Origin of the sequence: Eoetvoesiella caeni (assembly GCF_003315175.1) — a bacterium.
In the GTDB taxonomy this organism is placed as follows: domain Bacteria; phylum Pseudomonadota; class Gammaproteobacteria; order Burkholderiales; family Burkholderiaceae_B; genus Eoetvoesia; species Eoetvoesia caeni.
Genome location: NZ_QNRQ01000021.1, coordinates 1 through 21,505 on the forward strand (window position 1 = coordinate 1; position 21,505 = coordinate 21,505).

Consider the following 21,505-nt stretch of genomic DNA (forward strand, 5'->3'; position numbering starts at 1 on the left):
AAGGCGGCCGCGTCGTTTCTGGCCGATGCCCCCTCCTGGCGGCCAATCTTGGGGATAAACCCTGTGGATAGCCGCACTTATCCACGATAGATCAGACCCCCCCGCTCCGATAGATCAGACCCCCCCACCCCCTGTTTTCTCCGATAGATCAGACCCCCCCAGGGTCGTTAGATCAGACCCCCCCTAAACCGGTACGGTTAAGCCTTTAAGTTTTCCTATAAATATTTGCCTGTAATTGGCAGGCCAAATCAGTGGAAAACTCAACCGACAGCGCGAACCGAAACGCCGTAGCGCCCTACGGGCGCGCCTACCCTCCGGGCCTTCGGCCCTCCGCCCCGTCGCCTACGGCACCGGCCTGCGCCTTCGGCGGGGCACCCCTCCGGGGTTCCCCCGGCTTCGCCGGCTCCCCCTCCGGCTATCGTGCTGGCCTACGGCCAGGCGGCTTACCAAGGCGCGGCACGCCGCGCCGGTGGCAACTCCACCGCCTGCACCCTCATCCAGCGCCGTGCCCGCTGAAAGGCCGCAAAAAGCGGTTTAGCAGGGAAAAGCGGCTTGCCGAGGCCGTGCCTCACATCGAGCGACAGCGCGGGCGGAAAGGCCGCAGGTTGAACGCCAAGAGAAGGGCCAGCAGCCAAGCGGCCGAGCTGGCCAGCATCGTCATTCCAGACGAGGCAGGCCCGGAACCACGGCCAAGCCGCGCAGGAGCGCCCAGGAGGCCCGGAACCGGGCAAGGGTAGGGCAAGGTGCTACCGACCCCGGAAAACGCCACCACGGCCCGCACAGGGCCAAATTTCGATCCCGCCGCGCTCCCGGCCGGGCTGACCCAGGCCCGGCGCGTAGTATTCCGCTGTAGACTTGTAAATTGTAGTATGTAGTAGTATTATACAACCTACTACAACGCTACATTTCATACAGGAGCAACCGCTATGGCAGTCACGAAAGAGCAGATTTTTTCCGCCGCCGACGAGCTGGCCGCCAGCGGTCAGCGCCCGACGCTTGAGGCCATCCGCAAGATCACCGGCGGCAGCTATACGACGATCAGCCCGGCCCTGAACGAATGGAAGGCCCGCCAGGTCACGGCGGCCGCGCCCCTACGCGAGCCTGCGCCCCAGGCCGTCGCCGACCGCCTGGCCGAGCTTGGCAGCGATCTATGGACAATCGCCCTCGACCTGGCGAACGCCCGGCTTGCCGCTGAGCGGGAAGGGCTGGAGAAGGCCCGCGCCGAGCTGGAAGCCGACCGCAACGAGGCAACCGAGCTGGCCGACAAACTGGCCGGCGACGTGGAAGCCCTGCAATCCCGTCTGGCGTCCATCGAGGCCGCCGAAGCGGCCGCACGCGGCGAAGCCGACGAGCTGCGCGGCCAACTGGCCGCCGCCCAGGAACAGGCGCACACCGCCGAGGCCCGCGCCCAGGAGATCGAGCGCCGCGCCGGCGAGCTGCGCACGGAGCTGGACAGGGCGCACCAAGACGCCGAGCAGGCGCGCGAGGAACTGGCAGGCGTCCGCGAGGAAGCCGCGCGCCTGGCCGGGCAGCTCACGGCGCACCAGGAACAGAACGCCGCACTGCTGGCCCGCATCCAGCCGGCGGCCGACCAGGACAAGCCGAAGGGGCGCAAGTGATGCGGGCAGGGCTGGCCGCGTTCGCGGTCATCCTGGCGGCGACAACCGCCCACGCCGGCGAGCTGCGCGGCCGGGTGGTGGCCGTCGCCGATGGCGACACGCTCACCATTCTGGACGCCAGCCGACAGCAGCACCGTATCCGGCTTGCCGAGATCGACGCGCCCGAAAAGCGGCAGCCCTTCGGCCAGCGGTCGAAGCAATCGCTTTCCGATCTTTGCTACGGCCGGGATGCCGCCATCGAGGACGGCGGGCGCGACCGCTACGGCCGCACCATTGGCCGCGTGAGCTGCGCGGGCATTGACGCCAACGCCGAACAGGTGCGGCGCGGCATGGCATGGGTTTTCGACCGCTATGCGACCGACCGGAGCCTCTACGCGATCCAGGACGAGGCGAGGGCGGCCCGGCGGGGCCTATGGAGCGATCCTGCGCCGGTTCCGCCGTGGGAATACAGGGCGAAACGATAGGAAATGCACTGTTTTTAATGTTAAAAACATTGCATCAATCGGGCTGATATTGACACTTGAGGGGCGGCTTTAGCCGCTGAAAAACTACTGGCCGCCGCGCCGCCGCCGGAAGGCCGCTAGGTCGATCACGTCCGCCGTGCGTCGGCCTGCGGCCTGCATCGGAGTGGCCGGGGCAGGTCGGCCGGGTTCCGCCAGGCGCTGCCGCCGGCGGAACAGTTCGAGCAGGAACGACCCCAGGAAAATACCTGGCACGAACGGCAGCACGATCAAAACGCCCAGGGCCGAGGCCAGCGCCCGGAAGGGCTTGGCGAGCCACCGCAGCGGCCCGCGCAGCAGATCGGCCAGCAGGCCGTCGAGCAGCCAGAGCGCCACGGCCAGGACGAAGCCGCCGGCGGCGACCGTCATCACCGCGCCGCCGCCGAACCAGGCGGCCAGGCCGACCAGCAGCAGATAACCGATGACGACGAAAACCCACATGGCCGCGCCCGTCAGCTATGGTAGGGGTTCGCATCGAACCGCCCGGCATACTCGGGATCGGCCAGGTAGTTCAGCCGGTCGAGCAGGTAGGGATATTCGCCCTTCACCAGCACGATGGGCTTTTCCGGCCCCAGGCGCATGACCTCATCCGGCGTCAGCAGCTCGCGGCCGGCGAACTGCTGGCTTGAGCCGCTGGACTTGCCCCGGTTCAGGGAACCGCCACCGCCGGAAACGCCGGCGCCGCTGTTGCGGCCGGTGTTCTCCGTCTCAAACTCAATCGTGGCTTTGCCCAGGCTGTCGCTGATGTACTTGGCCGTGTCGTAGTCGTCCGTGCCAAAGAACGACTTGGCGCTGTTCGCCAGGAAGGTTTGCCACTTCGGATAGACGCCCTTCAACTGGCTCAAGTCCTGGATGAACACCCAGAAGGCTAGGCCGTAGCCGCGCATCAGGCTAACCGCGTCCTCGATCTGCTTCATGTAGCCGAGCTGGCCGAACTCATCGAGCAGGAAGGCGACCCGGTGCATGGGTTGCGTGGTGCTCGACGTGATGGCCGCGATCACGGAGCCGATGAAGGCCCGGACAAAGCGGGCATTGGGGCCGATCTTGTTGGCGGGCAGCACCATGTAGACCGTCATCAGTTCGGCCTTCATGTTCGCCAGGTTGAAATCGGAGCGCGACACGGCCGCCGCGATCCGTGGATCATCCATAAAGGCCGTGCTCTTCTGCGCCGTGGAAATCACCGAGCCGCGTTCACGGTCGGGCATCCCCATGATGGTGTTTGCCGCCCGCGCCGGAAGGCCGAAAGCGGCCTTTTCGTCGGCGGCCATTTCGGCCAGGGTCTCAAAAAGCACTTCCTCGCCGGCGGTCAGGATGCGCCGCACTTCGGGCAGATTGCGCCGGCCTTCATCCAGGCCGGCAACGTGCAGCATCAGCCCTTGCAGCAGCGTCCGGGCCGACTCGTCGAAGTGCGCCTGCCCCTTCGGGTCTGGAATCACCAGGCAGTCAGCCAGCACGGCCGATTCACCGACGCATTCCGGGTCACTCGTATCGAGGCGATCCAGCAGGTTGAAGGCGTGCGCCTCGCCCTTGGTCACGCCGAACGGATCGACCACGAAAACCTTATGCCCCAGCTCGCGGCGGGCGCGAGCCGTCACGGCCGCGTTTTCGCCCTTCACGTCGAGCACCAGGGCCGAGCCGGGATAGTCAAGGAGGTTCGGAATTACCGCGCCAATGCCCTTGCCGGAGCCGGTCGGGGCGACCGTCACGACGTGGCCGGTAAAGCGGAAACGCTGATCGAGGCCGGCGGGCGCATCGGCCACCCGGCCCAGGGCGAAACCGGCGGGCTTGCCGGGCGCGACCAGGTGCCCGGCCTGGCGGATTTCCGCGACCGTGCCCCACCTGGCCGACCCATGCGTGACCGGCTGCGCGCCGGGCGCGGAAGCGGCCTGAACAGCGGCCGCGCCGATGCTGGCAGCGCCGCCCGGTTCGCCCTGCAAACCGGCCCGCAGGTTGTCCAGCCAGGCCCCCAGGACGCGCAGCCGATGGCCCAGGGTGGAGCCTTCGCCGAGCTTGGACGCCAGCGCGCCGCAGATGCGGCCGCCTTGCGCATACATGGCATAGGTGCCGACCAGGGTTGCCGCGATCATGGCCCAGGACGGCAGGAACGGAACCAGCACGAACGCCAGCACCATTGCCGACCCCGGCAGCAGGTAGGCGAGGGCGGCCGCGCCAGCCAGCGTGACCGGGTTTTGCTTGCGCTTCACGGCCACCACGACCGCGCCGAGCATCAGCACGAACAGGACGAAGAAGAAGATGCCCCAAACCTCGGTGATGCGCCGGGCGAACCCGCCGAAATAGCCGCTTGCCGTATTGCCGGAAAGCTCCTCCCGGCGCGTCGCTGCCTTCTGCTCGACCTGGCCGCGATACTCCGCTAGAACCTTGTCGCCTTCCGCAGCCGCCAGCCCCTTCACGAACTCAACGCCCCGCGTCACGGATTGCTGCACGACATTGACGCCAGCCGTTGCCGCCGCCGCTGGCCGTTCGCCGTCCAGGCCGCCGGAAATCCGGGCGCTGAACTCGTCCAGATTCGCCGCCGTTCCCAGGCCCGCGTTCTGCAAGAAAAGGCCGAGGTCGGCGCGGTACAGGCTGAGGATGTTCGCCGCGCCAGCGGCGTTCCGGCTCGCCAGCGCGGCCGCTTCCATTTCCTTCAAGACTGGCAGCAATTCGGCCCACTTGGCGCGGTAGGCGTTCCAGTCTCCGGCGTTCGTCGCCATCGCCAAATCCTGCTGCCCAATGTCGAGCTTTTGCAGGTTCGCTTCCCACGTCCGGTAGGTCGATTCCTGCGCGTCACAAATGCGCTTCACCCAGGCGTCAGCGTCGGCCGCGCCGTAGAGCTTTCCGGCTTCGGCCGCCGGGTTGCATTCGGGGAAAACGCGGGCGTGCGCCGTTGTCGCCAGAGACAGGCAGAACACGCCGAAAAACACCGCCACCACGGCGGCCCACAATCGCGCTGCTAGAGCTTCAAAATCCATCATACTTCACCTCTCTGTCAGGTAGAAATTGACGGCTAGGAACGGTTGCCGCCGTCCTCTCCATCATCGGAAAAAGCCTCATCGCCGGCCGCCTCAAAGCGCGCTTTGGCGGCGTCAGCGTTCGGCCCTTTGAGCGCGCCGGCCGCGAGGGTCAAAGCGCCCAGGATCACGGAAGCCGGATAGTCCGCCATGCCGGACTTGATGACCAAGCCGCCAAGCTGAATCTTGCGGCGTGCATCCTCTCTCCTGGCGTTCATCCGAAGGCGTCCCAAATCGCGGTCAGTTCGTGCCAGGCGCTGCCGGAGCCGGAGCAGCTTGCTGGGTTTCGCCTTTGCGAAATTTCGAGGCGATAGCCTCAAACTCCTTCCGCATGGCGGCGTCATCGATGTCGAGATCGCCAAGACCGGCGGCAATCGCAATCTTGCCGATGCGTTCGGCGGCCTTGCTTTCGAGTTCGGCCAGTTCAGCCTTGATGCGGTTCAGCTCGGCCAGCTTGTCGGCCTTGCGTTCGGATAGGGTCTTTCGTGCCATCGTTACAGCTCCTTTCGTGATTGCGGGTTATGCCCGCGTGATGTTAGCACCTTGCGACGCTGGCGGGGAAGGCACGGCGCTGGTATAGTCATGCAGCGAAGCGAAATGCGCACTTACGGGTTGCTGCGCAACCCTCATACGGCCGGGGATACCCCGGCACCCCTTTTTAGCGGCTAAAACGCCAAGGGAAGAAATGGCGATCTACCATCTGAACACGCACACGATAGGACGGGCGGCCGGGCATAGCGCCGTGGCTGCTGCCGCCTATCGATCCGCGTCGAAGCTGGTAGATGAGCGCACCGGGGAAGTGTTCGACTTCACCCGGAAAGGCGGCGTCCTGTCGGCCGAGATCGTCACGCCCGCAGGCGTTCCGGTTCCCGAGCGCGCCGCCTTGTGGAATGCCGCCGAGGCCGCCGAGAAGCGCAAGGATGCGCGAGTGGCCCGCGAGTGGCGGGCGGCCCTGCCGCACGAGCTGAACGAAGCCGACCGGCGCGAGCTTGCAACGCGCATGGGGCAGGCTATCGCCGACCGCTACGGCGTGGCCGTGGATGTGTGCATCCACGCCCCGGACAGGGAAGGCGACGACCGCAATTTCCACGTTCACATGCTGGCGACCACGCGCACCATTGGCGCGGATGGAGCGCTAGGCGCTAAGGCCGTCATCGAGCTGGCGAACAAGGACAGGCAGAAGGCGGGCATTCCTGGCACCAGCCAGGGCGACATTACCGACATCCGCCGCGAGTGGGCGGAGCTGACAAACGAGGCATTGGAGCGGGCCGGAATCAGCGCCCGTATCGACCACCGCAGCTATGCGGATCAAGGCGTTGAGCTGACGCCAACCAAGCACATCGGCAGCGACGCCGTGGCGATGGATAGGCGCGGCCTGGAAGCCGACCGCATCGACATTCACAACGCCGACCGGCAGGAGCAGGCGCGGCAGATCGCCGAGCGGCCGGAGATCATCCTAGACAAGATCACGGCGACGCAGGCCGTATTCACGCGCCGCGACATTGCCGCCGAGCTGAACCGCTACATTGACGACGCCGGGCAGTTCCAGGGCTTGCTTGCCAAGCTGGAAAACTCGCCGCTGCTGGTCGAGATGGAACCGGCGAACGGCCGCGATCCGGCGAAGTTCTCCACCCGCGAAATGATCGAGACTGAGCGCGGCATGGTGGAGTGCGCCGAGCGCCTGGCGCGCACCGGACGGCATGGCGTTTCCGGCCCGATCACGAACGCCGCGATTGATGGCGCGGGCACCCTGTCGGCCGAGCAGCAAAACGCTGTCCGGCACGTTCTCAAGCCGGGCAGCCTGGCCGTTGTCATCGGCGACGCCGGCACGGGCAAATCCTTCTCCATGAAGATAGCCCGCGAGGCGTGGCAGGCCCAGGGCTTCAACGTGCGAGGCGCGGCGCTGGCAGGCAAGGCGGCCGACGAATTGCAGGCTGGCAGCGGCATCGAAAGCCGCACGCTCGCCAGTCTTGAATTTGCGTGGAAGAACGGAAAGGACAAGCTCACTTCCCGCGATGTTCTCGTGATCGACGAGGCGGGCATGATAGGCAGCCGCCAGCTTGGCCGCGTGCTGAAAGCCGCCGAGCAGGCCGGGGCAAAAGTCGTCCTGCTGGGCGATGACAAGCAGCTTGCCGCCATCGAGGCAGGCGCGGCGTTTCGTGCCGTCGTGCAGCACGTCGGAGCGGCCGAAATTACCGAGGTGCGCCGGCAGAAACACGCCTGGATGCGCGAGGCCGGCCAGCAGCTTGCGCGGGGTTCCGTGGCCGATGGCCTGGCGGCCTACGCCGAGCGCGGCCACGTCCAAATCCACGGCAGCCGGGAGGCAGCGCGCGACGCCCTGGCGGCGTCCTATGTCGGCGACCAGGGCAAGGGAAGCCAGATCATCCTTGCCCATTCCAATGCGGACGTTCAGGCGCTTAACCAGGCCGTGCGCGATGCCCGGAAGGAGCGCGGCGAGCTGGCCGGTTCCGCCCGGTTCGTGACCGAGCGCGGCGGCCGCGAGTTCGCCGCCGGCGACCGCATCGTGTTCCTGAAAAACGACCGCGATCTAGGCGTGAAGAACGGCACCCTTGGCACCGTCGAGCGGGCCGAGGATGGCAGCCTGGCCGTTCGGCTGGACAGCGGCGAAGCGCGCCAGGTGCAGGCGTCCCAATATGCGGCCGTCGATCACGGCTATGCAGTCACGATTCACAAGGCCCAGGGCGTCACCGTCGATAGGGCTTACCTGCTGGCGACCCCCGGCATGGATAGGAGCCTGGCCTATGTCGGCATGACCCGGCACCGCGAGGCCGCTACCCTGTTTGCCGGGGCGGACGACTTCACCGACCGGCGGGCCGGGCGGCTGGTCGATCACGGCGCAGCGCCCTACGAGAACAAGCCGGAGAACCGGCCGAGCTACTTTGCCACCCTGGAGAACGACAAGGGCGAGCGGCACACCATTTGGGGCGTCGATCTTGAGCGCGCCATTGCCGCCAGCGGCGCGCAGCGCGGCGACCGCATCGGCTTGGAGCACGGCGGTTCGCAAACCGTGCGCCTGCCGGATGGCACCACGGCCGAGCGCAACACTTGGCACGTTCGCGGCGCGGCCGAGCTGGCCGCCGGGAAGCTGGCCCAGGTGCTGGGCCGCGAGCGGCCGAAGGAAAGCACGCTGGACTTTGCCGACCGGCGCGGCTTCGACGGCGAGAACGTCATGCGCCGCTGGCTCGAACGCGGCCGGGCCAAGGTGGCCGAGCTGGCCGGGAAGATGCAGCGCGCCATGCGCCGCAGCTTGGAGCGCCACGGCCGCCCCGACCTCATGCCCGCGACCGACATTGCCGGCCGTCCGGCCGTGCAGCGGCCGCAGCAGATCGAGCAGCCGGCAGCGCCGCAGCGGCCCCAGGCCGAGCGCCCGGCCCCCGACCCGCTGGCCGGGTTCCGCGCTGGCGTCGAGCGTGCCGAGGCGGCCGGCGGCGGCTTGGCGCTGGACGTGGCGAAGGCACAGCTTGCCGTCGCCCAGGAGTTCCAGGCGGCCGGGAAAGACCCCCGGCACCATGCGGCCGCGATCATGCAGGAAGGCCAGCAGAGGGCCTTTGCGGGCCTGGCGCAGCCGTCCCAGGCCAAGGCCGAGCCGGAGCGCCCTGCGGCCGTCCAGGTCAGCGAGCAAGACCGCAAGCGGGCCGAGATGTACGCCAAGCGAGAGGCCGACCAGTTCAAGGCGCTGGCCGTGAAGCGGCAGGCGGGCTTTGCGGGCTACACCGACCGCAACCCGAGCGCCTGGCGCGAGCTGCCGGCCGAGCTGCGCGAGCGCATCGAGCGGTTCAACGCTCTGCCGAAGGAGCGCCAGGCCGTCGAGCTGGACAAGATGCAGCGCGAGCTTGCCGACAGGTATGCACGCGACCCGAAGGAGATCGAGCGCAGCCGGCAGCGGCAGCGCGAGCAGGAACGCGGCAACGGCGGTTTGAGCCGGTGACGCGCCGTTTTCAACCAACCAGGAGCACGCACCATGAGCACAGAACCGACGAACGACGAGCTGGCCCAGGGCTACGCCAAGCAGATCGAGCAGGCGCAGCAGCGGCGCGAGGCGAAAGATCTTGAGCGGCTGGAACGCCACGGCCAGGCGGCCGCGCAGCAGTCCCAGGCCATCGAGGCCGAGCAGAAGCAAGGCCAGCAGGGCCAGGGCTTCGAGCTGGACGCCAGCCAGAAAGTCGAGCTGAACGAGATCAACGGCCAGCAGGCAAAGACGCTGGCAAAGGAATTAAACCGGGACAACGAGAACGGCGACCAGGTGAAGCAGGCCCGCGCCCGCGAGATCGCCGAACGGTTCAAGGAGAAGGCGGCGCGCGACCGGGAGCAGTCCCGCAGCTTTAGCCGCTGAAAGGCGGCGCCAGGGCGGCGGCAACCGGCCCAGGCGCCTAACCACAACCCCATCCGACAGAGGGATGAAATCATGGCTGAAACCAATGTTACCGGCGGCGCCCGCCGCGAGCTAACGAAATACCGCGTGACCTTCGCGGCCGCCGTCATCGGCCTGGCCGGGGCCGGCTGGATGTTCCAGGCGGCCTATGAGCAGCACATCAAGGTTTTGCAGATCGGCGACGACACCGGCCAGCGCCTGCAAATGCGCGGCCTCAACCACGACCAGGAGGGCGCGGAGCATGGGCAGCGTTGAATCCTGGCGGCGCGCTGCCCTGGCGGCCTACGTCCTGGCCGGTGTCGGCCTGGCCTCGGGCGGCTATGCCCTTGCCACCACGCAGGCGAACGTGAACGCCATCGCGGCCGCGCAGAAGCGTCTTGATGACGACGAGTGGAGCAAGCATCAGGCGCACGCCAAGACCGACAGCGCCCGCAGCGCCGCCGGCGAAGGCGTGGCGCTGGACGCCCGCCCCTACCCTGCCGCCGCCGATTGGGCGGCTGTGGCCGGCCAGGTGATGCCGTCCGTTGTCATGGTGGCCGTTATCGAGCGCGCCAAGGGCGACGGCAGCCGTAACCGGGCATGGCTTGTCCCTGGCGTTCAAACCAACCTGGCAACCGAGCTGCTGACCCGTTACCGGGCCTGGCAACACGAATGGGCGAAGGCCGACCAGGAACGCGAATGGGTGACGCTGGGCGCGGGCTTCCTTGTCGGCGACGGCCGCACGGCGCTGACGGCCGCGCACGTCCTGGCCGGCATCGAGGGCGTGCGGGTGAAGCTGGCAAGCGGGGAATGGCGCAGCGCCCGCGTGGCGCGCATCGACCATGTGCGCGACGTGGCCGCGCTGCTGATCGACGGCGAGCCGGGCCAGCCGGTGCGCGTGGCCCCCGCCCTGCCACGCCAAGGCCAGGCCATCGCCGCGATCGGCTCCCCGAAGGGCTTGGACTTCTCCATGAGCGCGGGCATCGTCAGCCGTCACGGCCAGGTCGGCGGCCTGATTGGCGCGGCGGGCATGTTGCAGATCGACGCGCCCATAGCGGGCGGCAACTCCGGCGGCGTTGTCGTCAATGGCCGGGGCGAGGCCGTGGGCCTTGTGAGCCACAGCGCCGGGCCATTCACCCAGGCCGTGCCCATCGGCCGCGCCTTGGCCGTGGCGGGCTTGTAGAGGCAACCAGGAACAGCAAGGGCGGCCAGGTCGCCGCCCTTTTCGCTTCCGGGCCTGCACCGTCAGAAATGGCGATGCTGGCCAGCCCTACCCGTCCAGGCCGTGCATGGCCCTGGCCCGCGCCGCGACTTCGCAGGCGTGCTGGATATAGGCCGGGTCGGCCGTAGCTTCGGCGTCGGCCAGGAATGCGGCCACGGCCTCGGCACTGGTCAGGCACTCGGCCGGGTCATAGGGCGTCAGCACTTCACGGCCGACCGCCGGCGCATCCACCCATTCGCGTTGTTCCGGCGGCAATGGACACTGGCCGGATGCTTCGGCTTCGGCCAGCAGCTCATCGAGCGTGCGGCGCACCTGGTCAGGCGTGATGGCGCGGGCCGGGTCGGCCTTCAATGCGTCATAGGCCGGGCCGGCCTTCTCATGCAGCCAGCTTTCCAGGTTTTTCGGGTCGGTCATCGGCGAGCCTCATCGAGCCAGGCCAGCGTTTCGGCGTCACGGGCGGCTACGCGGGCCAGCAGCTCGCGCAGCAGCGCGGCCAGGCTCATGCCGTGCGCTGCCGCGACGGCGGCCGCTTCGGCCTTCACGTTCGCAGGAATGGCGGCGCTGATGGTGACGTTCTTTTCGCTCATGCGTTTCCCTTCTCTTTGATACTCGCCGCCAGCGCGGCGAGGCGCTGCGGGTCGCGTGTTTCGCACTCCCAAATTACCAGGGCAGTCCGACGGTGGACGAAACGGCCAAGCAGCAGAGGCTATAACGAGACTAAGCGTCCAAATGCCGCCACAAATACCACGATGCTACCGAACAAAAAGGTTGCCACACCTGCCCGACATGCTCTAGCTCGGCATCATCCCCAAACAGCAATCGGGCCGCTCGCTGCAAACCGGCGTCCCCCAAAGACAAAACGTCCGGCCTGCGAAGGCCGAAGATCAGGAACATTTCCGCCGTCCATTGACCGATGCCGGGAAGATCCACCAGTGCAGCGATAACGTCCGCATCTGGCGCTTCCTGCATTGCCTCTAGGTTCAGCCGCCCATCGCTAACACGCTGAGCCAGTTCAAGGATGTAGCGAGCCTTGGCCGATGAAAGCCCGGCAGCCCGTAGAGCCTCGGGCTGGACTGCCAGAAACTCGGCAGGAGTGAAGCCGGGTACGATAGCCTGCACTCGGCGCTCTATCGTGTCGGCGGCCTTGGCTGATAGCTGCTGACTGATGATCGAATTGGCTAACGTCTGAAATGGCCGAAACTCAAGATTAGCAAGAGGGCAGGGGCCATGCTCGACAATCAGCCGCGCCATGACTCTGCACGACTGGCGCAAGTGCCGCTCCGCGTCCTGAGCGGCCCAATTTGATATTCGCACCTGCCCCATGCTGAATCACTCGCCGCTTTCTGCGGCCTGTCGCAGCGCCAGAAACGCCTCTTTCAGAGTCTGGCTGACTGCCGAATCCGGTTCATTCAAGACCAGCGTCTGGTAGGCGTTGAGGTAATCCGCCCGGATACGATGGAACAGGTGCAGGAAGTGCCGCAAGAACCCGATGCAATCGAGAATGGCAATCTCGGTGCCATCCGTTTTCTCGTAGAACGTCGCGGCGTACTCGGCCACAAGTGGGTCGATCACATCCGTGGTGACAAACAGGTAGTTGTGAATCTTGTTCGGCGACCTAGCTATCTTGGTAACTGCCGCGTCGATGTCGTCTTGAGTGACACGCTTCATCTTCATTTCGTAGGCGGTGACAACCGAATCCTCGCCCATCAAACAGATTTCCACGTCGCCCAATGATCCAGTTTGAAGATCGGCGGCATTGTGCGAGTTCAGGGGCAACATGCTTTCAGACAGTCGCGCCCCTGCGGCCTCGTAGGCGGCTGCGACAACCAGCACCGGCAAGCGGCTGGCGTTCTTGCAGGCAAGGTGCTGGCTTATTAGTGTGACGATGGCCTCCGATGAAAGAGGCAATGCGCCCTCGGTACGATCCAAGGCATCCAACAGTGAAGCCATGCGGGCCAGCTTCTCGTCGCGCAGCAGCATCAGAACGCGCACGGTTTCCACAAACAGCACGTCAGCGGGGATGCGCTGCAAGGCCACATCTTCCAGTAGCTCAAGCGTCTTTTTGTAGAGGTCACGCGGCCTGCCGACAAGCTCCCGGTCGGTGGTCAGTGCATGGTCGATATTGCGTAGCGTCGGGGTCAGAAAGGCGGTTGTCGGATTGACCGGCAGCCGGTGTTCGTTGATGAACTTGGTCAGGTAGCGTTCGTCATAGGTTCGCCCGGAAAAACTGTCAGCCCCCCCAATCTCGGTATAGGGCTTGCGTGGATCGACGTTCGGCTTGTCCAGCTTCCCCAACAGGCATGACATGAGCAGCCGCACCCCTGCTCGGTTACTCATGCAGCGGCAGACGTAATCGACACGCTCACGGATTACTGGGTCAGTGACGACAGAAGCATTCAACGTAGCGGCGGCCCGCTGCTGGATGCCTTGTAATATTTCTTCTGGTGTCATCGAAACTCCCTTTGCTTTTGTGGCCGCGACAGCCCGGAAAATGTGCATGTCGTCGGGGTGGTATTGATACCCCATGCGTCAGCGGCCCTCATTCAAACAACCCTTTCTGATTCTTGGGATCGTAGTTCGTCCAAAGGACTTCTGACCGTTTTCCCTTGGTCGAGTGAATAGTCTTGTCCGGGCCTTGGGTCTTGAACCAACGTCCCGGCTTGAATAGCTCGTCCATCAGCGGGTGGTCATACCCAGACACAGCCACCATGCCTTTGCACTCATTGACCACTTCGGCAAATTCCCGATGCTGGCCCTCGTCCATCTCGAAGCCGTAAGCCTTAGCGTCGCCGCGTGTGGCATGCAGATAGGGCGGGTCACAATAGAAAAGCGTCTTGGGGCTGTCATACAAACGGATCACATCAACGGCGGGGCGGTTTTCGATCTGCACCCGGATAAGTCGTTGGGCGATTTCGTCCAGCGCATCCACGCCACCAAGCCAGCGCGAGACAACACCGGACATACCCGCCCGGCTTGTATCTTTGCAATTTGCCCAACGGCCAAGGGATGCGGTTTGAGCAAGCCCGGTGCGGGTCTGACGGGCTTTGATATAAAACCGTCTTGCCCGCTCCACATCACTGATACCGTTTGTGCTGCCATAAATCGCCCGGTGGTACTCCTCGCGGGAAAATGGCGTCAAGGCGATGGCCCTAATCAGCTCCTCGTGACGATCACGAAGAACCCGAAAGAAGTTCACCACATCGCCGTCTATGTCGTTGTAAGTCTCAACGGGTGCAGGCTCACGATTGATGAGAACGGCACCAGACCCCGCGAACGGTTCGCAATAATGATGGCACTTCGGCAACAACGGCAGCAGCCAATCGAGATGCGAGAACTTCCCACCATACCAGCCAAAGACAATGCGGCGACGACGACGGCCGCGCATGTAGATGACATTTGATTGCTCTGGTTGATCATCCTCGTCCAGATAGATCGGGGATACCCCTCGGCCACGCTTAGCGGCTTGCACTGCCTTAGTCATCTGTTGCTTCTCCTGCCGTCGGGCCCGGGCCCGATCTCGTTGATTGACGTGGCTTTCTGGCTGCCGGTGCCGCGAACATATCCGGTTGTAAGCCACCTTGGTGCCTGTCGGCGAACGCCTGCATGAACTCGCGCAGCACTTCCGACGCATTCCGGTTTTCAGCCAGACAGGCCCCTTGGAACGCCTCTCGGAGTTCCCTTTCAACACGGATACGCAGGCCAACGTCTTTGCTCGACATAAGGCGACAGTATCTCATGGATACACGTTTGTGTATCCAAAAAGTGCGGCCATACCCTGCCCTTTTAGCCTAGCGGCGGCGCATTGAGGCCGGGCCATTGACCCAGGCGCATATGTCATTTTCAGAAGACGACTGCACCAGTTGATTGAGTGTAGCGGCTGTTGTGCAGCCAGCTCCTGACAGTCCAATATCAGAAGTGATCTGCACCAATCTCGACTATGCTCAATACTCGTGTGCACCAAAGCGAGGTGAGCATGACGACCGACACCCCACGGATTCCCGAGCAAGGCGTGGCCACTCTGCCTGATAAGGCTTGGGAGCGTGCGCGCCGTCGTGCGGAGATCATCGGCCCGTTGGCGCAGTCGGAGACGGTCGGGCACGAAGCGGCCGATATGGCTGCTCAGGCGTTGGGCTTGTCTCGGCGGCAGGTGTACGTTCTGATCCGGCGAGCCCGGCAAGGCAGCGGCCTCGTGACGGACCTGGTCCCCGGCCAATCCGGCGGTGGCAAAGGCAAGGGGCGCTTGCCGGAGCCGGTCGAGCGCATCATCCGCGAGTTGCTGCAAAAGCGGTTCCTGACCAAGCAGAAACGGACTCTGGCAGCGTTCCACCGCGAGGTCGCGCAGACTTGCAAAACGCAAAAGCTGCGGGTGCCGGCGCGCAACACCGTGGCATTGAGGATCGCCGGCCTCGATCCGCGCAAGGTCACTCGCCGGCGGGAAGGCCAGGATGCGTCCCGCGGCCTGCAAGGTGCTGGCGGCGAACCTCCTGCCGTGACAGCACCGCTGGAGCAAGTACAGATTGACCACACGGTCATCGACGTGATCGTGGTCGATGAGCGCGACCGGCAACCGATTGGCCGCCCGTATCTGACCATCGCCATCGACGTGTTCACCCGCTGCGTGCTCGGCATGGTCGTCACGCTGGAAGCACCATCTGCCGTCTCGGTCGGCCTGTGCCTGGCGCATGTCGCCTGCGACAAGCGCCCCTGGCTGGAAGGGCTGAACGTGAAAATGGAGTGGCCGATGAGCGGCAAGCCCAGGCTGCTCTACCTGGACAACGCGGCCGAGTTCAAGAGCGAAGCGCTACGCCGAGGCTGCGAGCAGCATGGCATCCGGCTTGACTATCGCCCGCTCGGGCAGCCGCACTACGGCGGCATCGTGGAACGGATCATCGGCACGGCGATGCAGATGATCCACGACGAACTGCCGGGAACGACCTTCTCCAACCCTGACCAGCGAGGCGACTACGATTCCGAAAACAAGGCCGCCCTGACGCTGCGCGAGCTGGAGCGCTGGCTCACATTGGCGGTCGGCACCTACCACGGCTCCGTGCACAACGGTCTGCTTCAGCCGCCGGAAGCGCGCTGGGCCGAGGCGGTGGCCCGCATCGGTGTGCCGGCCGTCGTCACCCGCGCCACTGCCTTTCTGGTCGATTTCCTGCCCATCCTCCGCCGCACGCTGACCCGCACCGGCTTCGTCATCGACCACATTCACTACTACGCCGACGCGCTCAAGCCGTGGATCGCACGGCGTGAGCGCTGGCCGTCCTTTCTGATCCGGCGCGACCCGCGCGACATAAGCCGCATCTGGGTGCTGGAACCGGAGGGGCAGCATTACCTGGAAGTCCCCTACCGTACTTTGTCGCACCCGGCTGTCACCCTATGGGAACAAAGGCAGGCGCTAGCGAAATTGCGGCAGCAAGGGCGCGAGCAGGTGGATGAATCGGCGCTGTTCCGCATGATCGGGCAGATGCGCGAGATCGTGACCACCGCACAGAAGGCCACGCGCAAGGCGCGGCGCGATGCGGATCGACGCCAACACCTCAAGGCGTTGGTTCCGCCGGACAAGCTGACTCCGCCAGAAACGGACGTTGCGGCCGCGCAGGCAGACAACTTGCCGCCCGCCAAACCGTTCGACCAGATTGAGGAGTGGTAGCCGTGGACGAATATCCCATCATCGACCTATCCCACCTGCTGCCGGCGGTGCAGGGGCTGGCTCGGCTGCCGGCGGACGAGCGCATCCAGCGCCTTCGCGCCGACCGCTGGATCGGCTATCCCCGCGCGGTCGAGGCGTTGAACCGGCTGGAAACCTTGTATGCGTGGCCGAACAAGCAGCGCATGCCTAACCTGCTGCTGATCGGCCCGACCAACAACGGCAAGTCGATGATCGTCGAGAAATTCCGGCGCACGCATCCGGCCAGCTCCGACGCCGACCAGGAGCACATTCCGGTGCTTGTCGTGCAGATGCCGTCCGAGCCTTCGGTGATCCGCTTCTACGTCGCACTGCTCGCCGCGATGGGCGCTCCCTTGCGCCCGCGCCCACGACTGCCGGAAATGGAGCAATTGGCGCTGGCCTTGCTGCGCAAGGTCGGCGTGCGCATGTTGGTGATCGATGAACTGCACAACGTCCTGGCCGGCAACAGCGTCAACCGTCGGGAATTCCTTAACCTGCTGCGCTTCCTCGGCAACGAGCTGCGCATCCCGCTGGTCGGTGTCGGCACGCGCGACGCCTATCTGGCGATCCGGTCGGACGACCAGTTGGAGAACCGCTTCGAGCCCATGATGCTGCCGCTGTGGGAGGCCAACGACGATTGCTGCTCGCTGCTGGCCAGTTTTGCCGCGTCGCTCCCGCTGCGGCGGCCTTCCCCAATTGCCACGCCGGATATGGCCCGTTACCTGCTCACGCGCAGCGAAGGCACCATTGGTGAATTGGCGCACCTGTTGATGGCGGCGGCGGTCGCCGCCCTGGAAAGCGGTGAAGAAGCGATCAATCACCGCACGCTCAGCATGGCCGATTACACCGGCCCTGGCGAGCGGCGTCGGCAGTTCGAGCGGGAACTGATGTGAAACCGGCAGCACGCTGGCCGCTGCATCCTGCTCCCAGGGAAGGCGAAGCCTTGTCCTCATGGCTCCAGCGTGTCGCCGCCCGCTACCAGATGGACTTGTATGACCTGCTGGAGCACGACCTTGGTCACGGCCGGGTCGATGACCTGGATACTGCGCCACCTCCGGCGCTGCTGACGGCCCTCTCCCTGCGCAGCGGCATTGAGCTGGAGCGGCTGCGTTGCATGAGTTTCGCTGGCTGGGTGCCGTGGCTGCTGGACAGCCTCGATTCCCGGATTCCAGACGCGCTGGAAACCTATGCGTTCCAGTTCTCGCTATTGCTGCCGAGACGCGGCCGCAAGACGAGATCAATCACGAGCTGGCGCGCCTGGCTGCCAAGCCAGCCGATTCACCGCGCCTGCCCGCTTTGCCTGAACGACTCGGAGGATCAAGCCATACTGCTCGCGTGGAAATTGCCGTTGATGCTGAGCTGCCCGCAACATGGCTGCTGGCTGGAATCCTATAGTGGCGTGCCGGGGCAGTTTCTCGGCTGGGAAAACGCCGATGCGGCCCCACGCACGGCCAGCGACGCGATGGTGGCAATGGACCGACGTACTTGGCAGGCGCTGACGACGGGTTACGTCGAGCTGCCGCGCCGACGCATTCATGCCGGCCTCTGGTTTCGGTTGCTGCGCACCCTGCTCGATGAGCTGAACACGCCACTCTCGCAGTGCGGGCCTTGCGTCTGGAGCATTCGCCATGTCTGGGCGTGCTGCGGCCATCTACTGCGCGCTGGACAAAGCCAGTGGCGTCCCTACGAGATTCTGGCCCCGGCGGTGCAGTTACAAATGCTGGAGGCGGCGGCTACCGCCATCGAGCTGATCGAATCGAGCGTGGTGCGTCCACACGGGGAGTTGGGAGCACTGTTCTTGTCGGAGCCGCACACCGGGTTCACCAATGGCCTGCCCGAGAAGAAACGTAAGCCTGAGCCTGTCGATCACTGGCGGGAGGCGGTCAAGGCGCTCAACGAGGCTATCGCCGAGGCCCGACATAATTGCGAAACGGCCCGCTCACTGTTCACGCTGGCGTCTTATGGGCGGCGCGACCCCGAGTCCCTGGATCGCTTGCGCGACACGTTTGCCCAGGAGGGCATTCCCCCGGAATTTCTGTCACATTATGTTCCTCGCGAACCCTTTGCATTCCTTAGTATGAATGACGGGTTAAGTGACAAAATTTGACGATCAGAACTTTCCAACCCACACTGTCACATAATCGAACGTATACGTGACGGGTGAAAAGGTGCTGATCGGCTACATGCGGGTATCGAAGGCGGACGGATCCCAGTCCACCAATTTGCAACGCGATGCGCTCATCGCCGCTGGTGTGAGCCTTGCGCACCTTTACGAGGATCTGGCCTCGGGCAGGCGCGATGATCGCCCAGGGTTGGCTGCTTGCCTGAAGGCGCTTCGTGAAGGGGACACGCTGATCGTGTGGAAGCTCGATCGGCTTGGCCGTGATCTGCGCCACCTGATCAACACCGTGCACGACCTAACTGCGCGTAGCGTGGGCCTGAAGGTCCTGACCGGTCACGGTGCGGCGGTCGACACGACGACTGCCGCCGGCAAGCTTGTGTTCGGTATTTTTGCCGCGCTGGCCGAGTTCGAGCGTGAGTTGATTTCCGAGCGAACAGTCGCTGGACTTATCTCGGCGCGCGCTCGCGGCAGGAAAGGGGGGCGCCCCTTCAAGATGACCGCCGCCAAGCTACGCCTGGCGATGGCCAGCATGGGGCAACCGGAAACCAAGGTGGGCGATCTCTGCGAAGAACTCGGGATTACCCGGCAGACGCTCTACCGGCACGTGTCGCCCAAGGGCGAACTGCGGCCAGACGGCGTAAAGCTGCTCTCCCTCGGTTCAGCCGCATAAATGGAGGCGACCTGGAACGGGGCGCTGTTCAGTGCGGCAACGATCCGATTACCGGTGTCGACCCCAAGCGGCCGTATGCAACCTACGCCGAGTTGTCGCAAAGCTGTCATGGGCGGGAGACTAGGCGCGTATGGCAATCACCCGTCGCCTCCGCGTGAGCGTGACAAGGCAGCTACTGCCATCGTCGGGTGCGGGCTTTCCTGATCAGGCCGCGTTCAAGTTGATGTCTCACGAAGTGGTGTAAGTCTTTGGATGCGGCAAGGCGCGTAGGGAGTAGCCCGAAGCGGCTTGCCGCATCGCGACGGCGATCCCGATCGGGGTGGCCATCGTGAGCCCGGATAAGGTTTGAGGTGCGATCCATCCACCTTGATCTGAAGGGAACACACGATAACCACCGCCACTATGGCATTGACCGAGCTCGCCGAGAAGGGAGCCGACATCGACGTGCTGCGCCAGGTGGTGCAGTTCATGGCCCAGCGGCTGATGGAGCTCGACGGCGAGGGGCGCTGCGGCGCCGGCTACGACGAGAAGAGCGCCGAGCGCATCAACAGCCGTAACGGCTACCGGGAACGAAGCTGGGACACCCGCGCCGGCAGCGTTGAGCTGAAGTTCCCCAAGCTGCGCCAGGGCAGCTACTTCCCCGAGTTCCTCGAGCCGCGGCGCACCGCCGAGAAGGCCCTCACCGCAGTGATCCAGGAAGCCTACGTCCAGGGCATCTCCACCCGCTCGGTGGACGAGCTGGTCAAGGCGCTCGGCATGAGCGGCGTGTCCAAGAGCCAAGTCAGTCGGCTGTCCGCTGAGCTCGACGAGCGCGTCGGCGCGTTCCTGAACCGTCCGATCGAGGGCGACTGGCCGTACCTGTGGATCGACGCCACCTACGTCAAGACGCGCGAGGCGGGGCGGATTGTCAGCGTCGCGGTGATAGTGGCGGTCGGCGTCAACACCGAGGGCCAGCGCGAGGTGAAGTTGAAGTTGAAGTTGACACCTGACCCTGCTGCTGGTGCCCGCCCTGGCGGGTGTGATGGAGCAGGCGGACCGCGTCGGTTCCGACTGGCTGCCTCTGTTCGCTGTGTGCGTGGTGGGCGCGGGGGTGACGTTGGGGGCGACCGCTTGGACGCTCCAGTGGATGCTCCGGCGCGCCGGTGAGCCGTAGTCGGGCCGGCCATGCTTGACGTTCCCTGGCTGCTGCACTCGCCCTGGCCCTGGTTGCCTGTGACGATGGCAGCCTACGCGCTGGCGCTTTGGATCTACCGTCGCAGCGGCGCGCTCTCTTTGCTGATCCCGGTGCTGACGGCCGCCTCGTTCGTGGTGGCCCTGCTGGCGCTTTTTCGCATCCCATACACCGTCTATGCAAGCGGCACGAGCGTGCTCGGCTTTCTGCTCGGGCCAGCGACGGTGGCACTCGCCATTCCCCTGTATGAGCAGCTTGGCCGCTTGCGGCAAATCTGGTTTCCGCTCACGGTTGCGTTATTGGTCGGCTGTGTCACCGCGATCCTCTCCGCGGTGGCCATCGGCTGGTCGTTTGGAGCTTCGCTCGAGATGCTGATGTCGCTGGCCGCCAAGTCCGCCACCATGCCGATCGCGATCCCTGTGTCCGAACGTGTGGGCGGCGTGCCCGCCTTGGCAGCCCTCGCCGTGGCAGTGACCGGCGTGGCGGGCGCCATCCTGGCCCGGCCCTCCCTGCTGGACGTCCTGGCCATCCGCGATCCAGCCGCGCGCGGCTTCTCCATCGGCGTCACGGCGCATGCCATCGGCATGGCACGTGAACTGGAGCACCATCCCCATGCCGGCGCGTTCGCCGCGTTGGGCATGGGACTGAACGGCATTGCCACAGCCTTGCTCGTGCCGGTGGTGGTCAGCGTGCTCCCGCTGGCCGGTCTACGCTAGCAGCGACCTTTAGGGAAGAGCAGCGGGCTTGCGAAGGCTGAGTGCGGCGATGGTGCGTGTATGGACGCGCAGCGCCGGCGTCGCGCTCGACTTTATCGACCTGTATTCGGCCGGCGTGCACGCGCGCCGCTCGCGCCTCGTCTATCGGCTCGCGCTCGGCCCGGCGGTCGAAGTCGGCGTGCTCGCCGCAACGCCGCCCGGCTTCGATCCGCAGCGCTGGTGGTCGAGCAGCGCCGGCGCGAAGTCGGTGATCGGCGAGACGCTGAGCTGGCTCTGGACCGAGTGCTGCTTCTGGCCGCCGGCGCCGCGCTCGGCCGACGAGCGCCTGAGCGTCACCGCGCAGCCGGGATAGGGCACGCAGCGCGACGCGCGCGATGCGTCATGGTGCGGCAGGCACGAGGCGCAACACTGCGGCAACACGCGAGCGCGGA

General features: G+C 65.4%; 22 protein-coding genes and 1 pseudogene. 14 read left to right on the top strand and 9 right to left on the bottom strand.

Features of this window, described 5'->3' with window-relative positions:
- Window positions 1-926: 926 nt before the first annotated feature.
- Together DFR37_RS21425 and DFR37_RS21430 are read left to right on the top strand one after the other, a co-directional pair.
- On the top strand, window positions 927-1,619 hold the full coding sequence (locus tag DFR37_RS21425) for a DNA-binding protein (protein WP_104874792.1): 693 nt from the start codon (window positions 927-929) through the stop codon (window positions 1,617-1,619).
- Window positions 1,619-2,083, top strand: a complete 465-nt coding sequence (locus DFR37_RS21430; RefSeq protein ID WP_104874793.1) for a thermonuclease family protein — start codon at window positions 1,619-1,621, stop codon at window positions 2,081-2,083. Before DFR37_RS21425 ends, DFR37_RS21430 begins: the two co-directional genes overlap by 1 nt.
- An 84-nt stretch (window positions 2,084-2,167) precedes the next feature.
- Here the strand turns inward: DFR37_RS21430 and DFR37_RS21435 are convergent, their stop codons facing one another.
- From DFR37_RS21435 to DFR37_RS21450, 4 genes are read right to left on the bottom strand one after another with little or no spacing between them, the layout of a single operon-like run.
- Window positions 2,168-2,560, bottom strand: coding sequence for a hypothetical protein (locus tag DFR37_RS21435; RefSeq protein WP_113935219.1), 393 nt, complete (start codon window positions 2,558-2,560; stop codon window positions 2,168-2,170).
- A gap of 11 nt (window positions 2,561-2,571) precedes the next feature.
- Window positions 2,572-5,094: a type IV secretory system conjugative DNA transfer family protein gene (locus DFR37_RS21440; RefSeq protein WP_203457913.1), complete on the bottom strand. Its 2,523-nt coding sequence runs from the start codon at window positions 5,092-5,094 to the stop codon at window positions 2,572-2,574.
- Window positions 5,095-5,126: 32 nt separating this feature from the next.
- Entirely contained in the window at window positions 5,127-5,348 is a 222-nt protein-coding gene (locus DFR37_RS21445) for a conjugal transfer protein TraD (RefSeq protein WP_104874796.1), read from the bottom strand.
- A gap of 22 nt (window positions 5,349-5,370) precedes the next feature.
- On the bottom strand, window positions 5,371-5,622 hold the full coding sequence (locus DFR37_RS21450; RefSeq protein ID WP_003159123.1) for a TraC family protein: 252 nt from the start codon (window positions 5,620-5,622) through the stop codon (window positions 5,371-5,373).
- A gap of 193 nt (window positions 5,623-5,815) precedes the next feature.
- On the opposite strand from DFR37_RS21450, the gene traA reads away from it, so the two are divergent.
- The 4 genes from traA (at window position 5,816) to DFR37_RS21470 (ending at window position 10,685) form a co-directional block, all read left to right on the top strand.
- Entirely contained in the window at window positions 5,816-9,079 is a 3,264-nt protein-coding gene (gene traA / locus DFR37_RS21455; protein ID WP_104874797.1) for a Ti-type conjugative transfer relaxase TraA, read from the top strand.
- A 33-nt stretch (window positions 9,080-9,112) separates the two neighbouring features.
- The gene (locus tag DFR37_RS21460; protein ID WP_079651109.1) at window positions 9,113-9,484 is read left to right on the top strand and encodes a hypothetical protein; all 372 of its coding nucleotides are present in this window, start codon (window positions 9,113-9,115) and stop codon (window positions 9,482-9,484) included.
- A 72-nt stretch (window positions 9,485-9,556) separates the two neighbouring features.
- Complete coding sequence (locus DFR37_RS21465; protein ID WP_104874799.1) at window positions 9,557-9,778, top strand: hypothetical protein; 222 nt, start codon at window positions 9,557-9,559, stop codon at window positions 9,776-9,778.
- Window positions 9,765-10,685, top strand: a complete 921-nt coding sequence (locus tag DFR37_RS21470) for a S1C family serine protease (protein WP_113935220.1) — start codon at window positions 9,765-9,767, stop codon at window positions 10,683-10,685. Before DFR37_RS21465 ends, DFR37_RS21470 begins: the two co-directional genes overlap by 14 nt.
- A gap of 87 nt (window positions 10,686-10,772) precedes the next feature.
- Here DFR37_RS21470 and DFR37_RS21475 read toward each other — a convergent pair whose 3' ends face one another.
- The 5 genes from DFR37_RS21475 to DFR37_RS21495 form a co-directional block, all read right to left on the bottom strand.
- Window positions 10,773-11,138, bottom strand: coding sequence for a helix-turn-helix domain-containing protein (locus DFR37_RS21475; RefSeq protein ID WP_113935221.1), 366 nt, complete (start codon window positions 11,136-11,138; stop codon window positions 10,773-10,775).
- Window positions 11,135-11,311 (bottom strand): hypothetical protein, encoded by a 177-nt coding sequence (locus tag DFR37_RS23095; RefSeq protein WP_170139980.1) that lies wholly within the window; start codon window positions 11,309-11,311, stop codon window positions 11,135-11,137. Before DFR37_RS23095 ends, DFR37_RS21475 begins: the two co-directional genes overlap by 4 nt.
- Before the next feature lie 130 nt (window positions 11,312-11,441).
- Window positions 11,442-11,975, bottom strand: coding sequence for a DNA-3-methyladenine glycosylase family protein (locus tag DFR37_RS21485; protein WP_170139981.1), 534 nt, complete (start codon window positions 11,973-11,975; stop codon window positions 11,442-11,444).
- 78 nt (window positions 11,976-12,053) lie between these two features.
- Window positions 12,054-13,175, bottom strand: a complete 1,122-nt coding sequence (locus DFR37_RS21490) for a restriction endonuclease, SacI family (RefSeq protein ID WP_113935231.1) — start codon at window positions 13,173-13,175, stop codon at window positions 12,054-12,056.
- Between the two features lie 88 nt (window positions 13,176-13,263).
- Window positions 13,264-14,205: a DNA adenine methylase gene (locus tag DFR37_RS21495; protein ID WP_113935223.1), complete on the bottom strand. Its 942-nt coding sequence runs from the start codon at window positions 14,203-14,205 to the stop codon at window positions 13,264-13,266.
- A 456-nt stretch (window positions 14,206-14,661) separates the two neighbouring features.
- Here DFR37_RS21495 and DFR37_RS21510 point away from each other — a divergent pair, with 456 nt between their 5' ends.
- From DFR37_RS21510 to DFR37_RS21545, 8 genes and pseudogenes are all read left to right on the top strand, one after another.
- Window positions 14,662-16,377, top strand: a complete 1,716-nt coding sequence (locus DFR37_RS21510; protein ID WP_071579585.1) for a Mu transposase C-terminal domain-containing protein — start codon at window positions 14,662-14,664, stop codon at window positions 16,375-16,377.
- A gap of 2 nt (window positions 16,378-16,379) precedes the next feature.
- Window positions 16,380-17,288 carry a TniB family NTP-binding protein gene (locus tag DFR37_RS21515; protein WP_020684702.1) on the top strand — a complete coding sequence of 303 codons (909 nt, stop codon included), beginning with the start codon at window positions 16,380-16,382 and terminating at the stop codon, window positions 17,286-17,288.
- Window positions 17,285-18,502: a TniQ family protein gene (locus tag DFR37_RS21520; RefSeq protein WP_043314372.1), complete on the top strand. Its 1,218-nt coding sequence runs from the start codon at window positions 17,285-17,287 to the stop codon at window positions 18,500-18,502. Before DFR37_RS21515 ends, DFR37_RS21520 begins: the two co-directional genes overlap by 4 nt.
- 76 nt (window positions 18,503-18,578) lie before the next feature.
- The gene (locus DFR37_RS21525) at window positions 18,579-19,187 is read left to right on the top strand and encodes a recombinase family protein (RefSeq protein WP_152960984.1); all 609 of its coding nucleotides are present in this window, start codon (window positions 18,579-18,581) and stop codon (window positions 19,185-19,187) included.
- A 387-nt stretch (window positions 19,188-19,574) separates the two neighbouring features.
- A pseudogene (locus DFR37_RS21530) lies at window positions 19,575-20,150 on the top strand (IS256 family transposase); the annotation flags it as partial.
- A 58-nt stretch (window positions 20,151-20,208) separates the two neighbouring features.
- Window positions 20,209-20,340 (top strand): CidA/LrgA family protein, encoded by a 132-nt coding sequence (locus DFR37_RS23590; RefSeq protein ID WP_082033755.1) that lies wholly within the window; start codon window positions 20,209-20,211, stop codon window positions 20,338-20,340.
- Between the two features lie 11 nt (window positions 20,341-20,351).
- The gene (locus DFR37_RS21540; RefSeq protein ID WP_043314373.1) at window positions 20,352-21,074 is read left to right on the top strand and encodes an LrgB family protein; all 723 of its coding nucleotides are present in this window, start codon (window positions 20,352-20,354) and stop codon (window positions 21,072-21,074) included.
- A gap of 49 nt (window positions 21,075-21,123) precedes the next feature.
- The gene (locus DFR37_RS21545) at window positions 21,124-21,426 is read left to right on the top strand and encodes a hypothetical protein (RefSeq protein ID WP_052267690.1); all 303 of its coding nucleotides are present in this window, start codon (window positions 21,124-21,126) and stop codon (window positions 21,424-21,426) included.
- The last annotated feature ends 79 nt before the right edge of the window (window positions 21,427-21,505 follow it).

Coding starts and splice junctions, on each gene's coding strand:
- DFR37_RS21425 (WP_104874792.1), top strand. CDS start 927: ATGGCAGTCACGAAAGAGCAGATTTTTTCCGCCGCCGACGAGCTGGCC.
- DFR37_RS21430 (WP_104874793.1), top strand. CDS start 1,619: ATGCGGGCAGGGCTGGCCGCGTTCGCGGTCATCCTGGCGGCGACAACC.
- DFR37_RS21435 (WP_113935219.1), bottom strand. CDS start 2,560: ATGTGGGTTTTCGTCGTCATCGGTTATCTGCTGCTGGTCGGCCTGGCC.
- DFR37_RS21440 (WP_203457913.1), bottom strand. CDS start 5,094: ATGATGGATTTTGAAGCTCTAGCAGCGCGATTGTGGGCCGCCGTGGTG.
- DFR37_RS21445 (WP_104874796.1), bottom strand. CDS start 5,348: ATGAACGCCAGGAGAGAGGATGCACGCCGCAAGATTCAGCTTGGCGGC.
- DFR37_RS21450 (WP_003159123.1), bottom strand. CDS start 5,622: ATGGCACGAAAGACCCTATCCGAACGCAAGGCCGACAAGCTGGCCGAG.
- traA (WP_104874797.1), top strand. CDS start 5,816: ATGGCGATCTACCATCTGAACACGCACACGATAGGACGGGCGGCCGGG.
- DFR37_RS21460 (WP_079651109.1), top strand. CDS start 9,113: ATGAGCACAGAACCGACGAACGACGAGCTGGCCCAGGGCTACGCCAAG.
- DFR37_RS21465 (WP_104874799.1), top strand. CDS start 9,557: ATGGCTGAAACCAATGTTACCGGCGGCGCCCGCCGCGAGCTAACGAAA.
- DFR37_RS21470 (WP_113935220.1), top strand. CDS start 9,765: ATGGGCAGCGTTGAATCCTGGCGGCGCGCTGCCCTGGCGGCCTACGTC.
- DFR37_RS21475 (WP_113935221.1), bottom strand. CDS start 11,138: ATGACCGACCCGAAAAACCTGGAAAGCTGGCTGCATGAGAAGGCCGGC.
- DFR37_RS23095 (WP_170139980.1), bottom strand. CDS start 11,311: ATGAGCGAAAAGAACGTCACCATCAGCGCCGCCATTCCTGCGAACGTG.
- DFR37_RS21485 (WP_170139981.1), bottom strand. CDS start 11,975: ATGGCGCGGCTGATTGTCGAGCATGGCCCCTGCCCTCTTGCTAATCTT.
- DFR37_RS21490 (WP_113935231.1), bottom strand. CDS start 13,175: ATGACACCAGAAGAAATATTACAAGGCATCCAGCAGCGGGCCGCCGCT.
- DFR37_RS21495 (WP_113935223.1), bottom strand. CDS start 14,205: ATGACTAAGGCAGTGCAAGCCGCTAAGCGTGGCCGAGGGGTATCCCCG.
- DFR37_RS21510 (WP_071579585.1), top strand. CDS start 14,662: ATGCTCAATACTCGTGTGCACCAAAGCGAGGTGAGCATGACGACCGAC.
- DFR37_RS21525 (WP_152960984.1), top strand. CDS start 18,579: ATGCGGGTATCGAAGGCGGACGGATCCCAGTCCACCAATTTGCAACGC.
- DFR37_RS23590 (WP_082033755.1), top strand. CDS start 20,209: ATGGAGCAGGCGGACCGCGTCGGTTCCGACTGGCTGCCTCTGTTCGCT.
- DFR37_RS21540 (WP_043314373.1), top strand. CDS start 20,352: ATGCTTGACGTTCCCTGGCTGCTGCACTCGCCCTGGCCCTGGTTGCCT.
- DFR37_RS21545 (WP_052267690.1), top strand. CDS start 21,124: ATGGTGCGTGTATGGACGCGCAGCGCCGGCGTCGCGCTCGACTTTATC.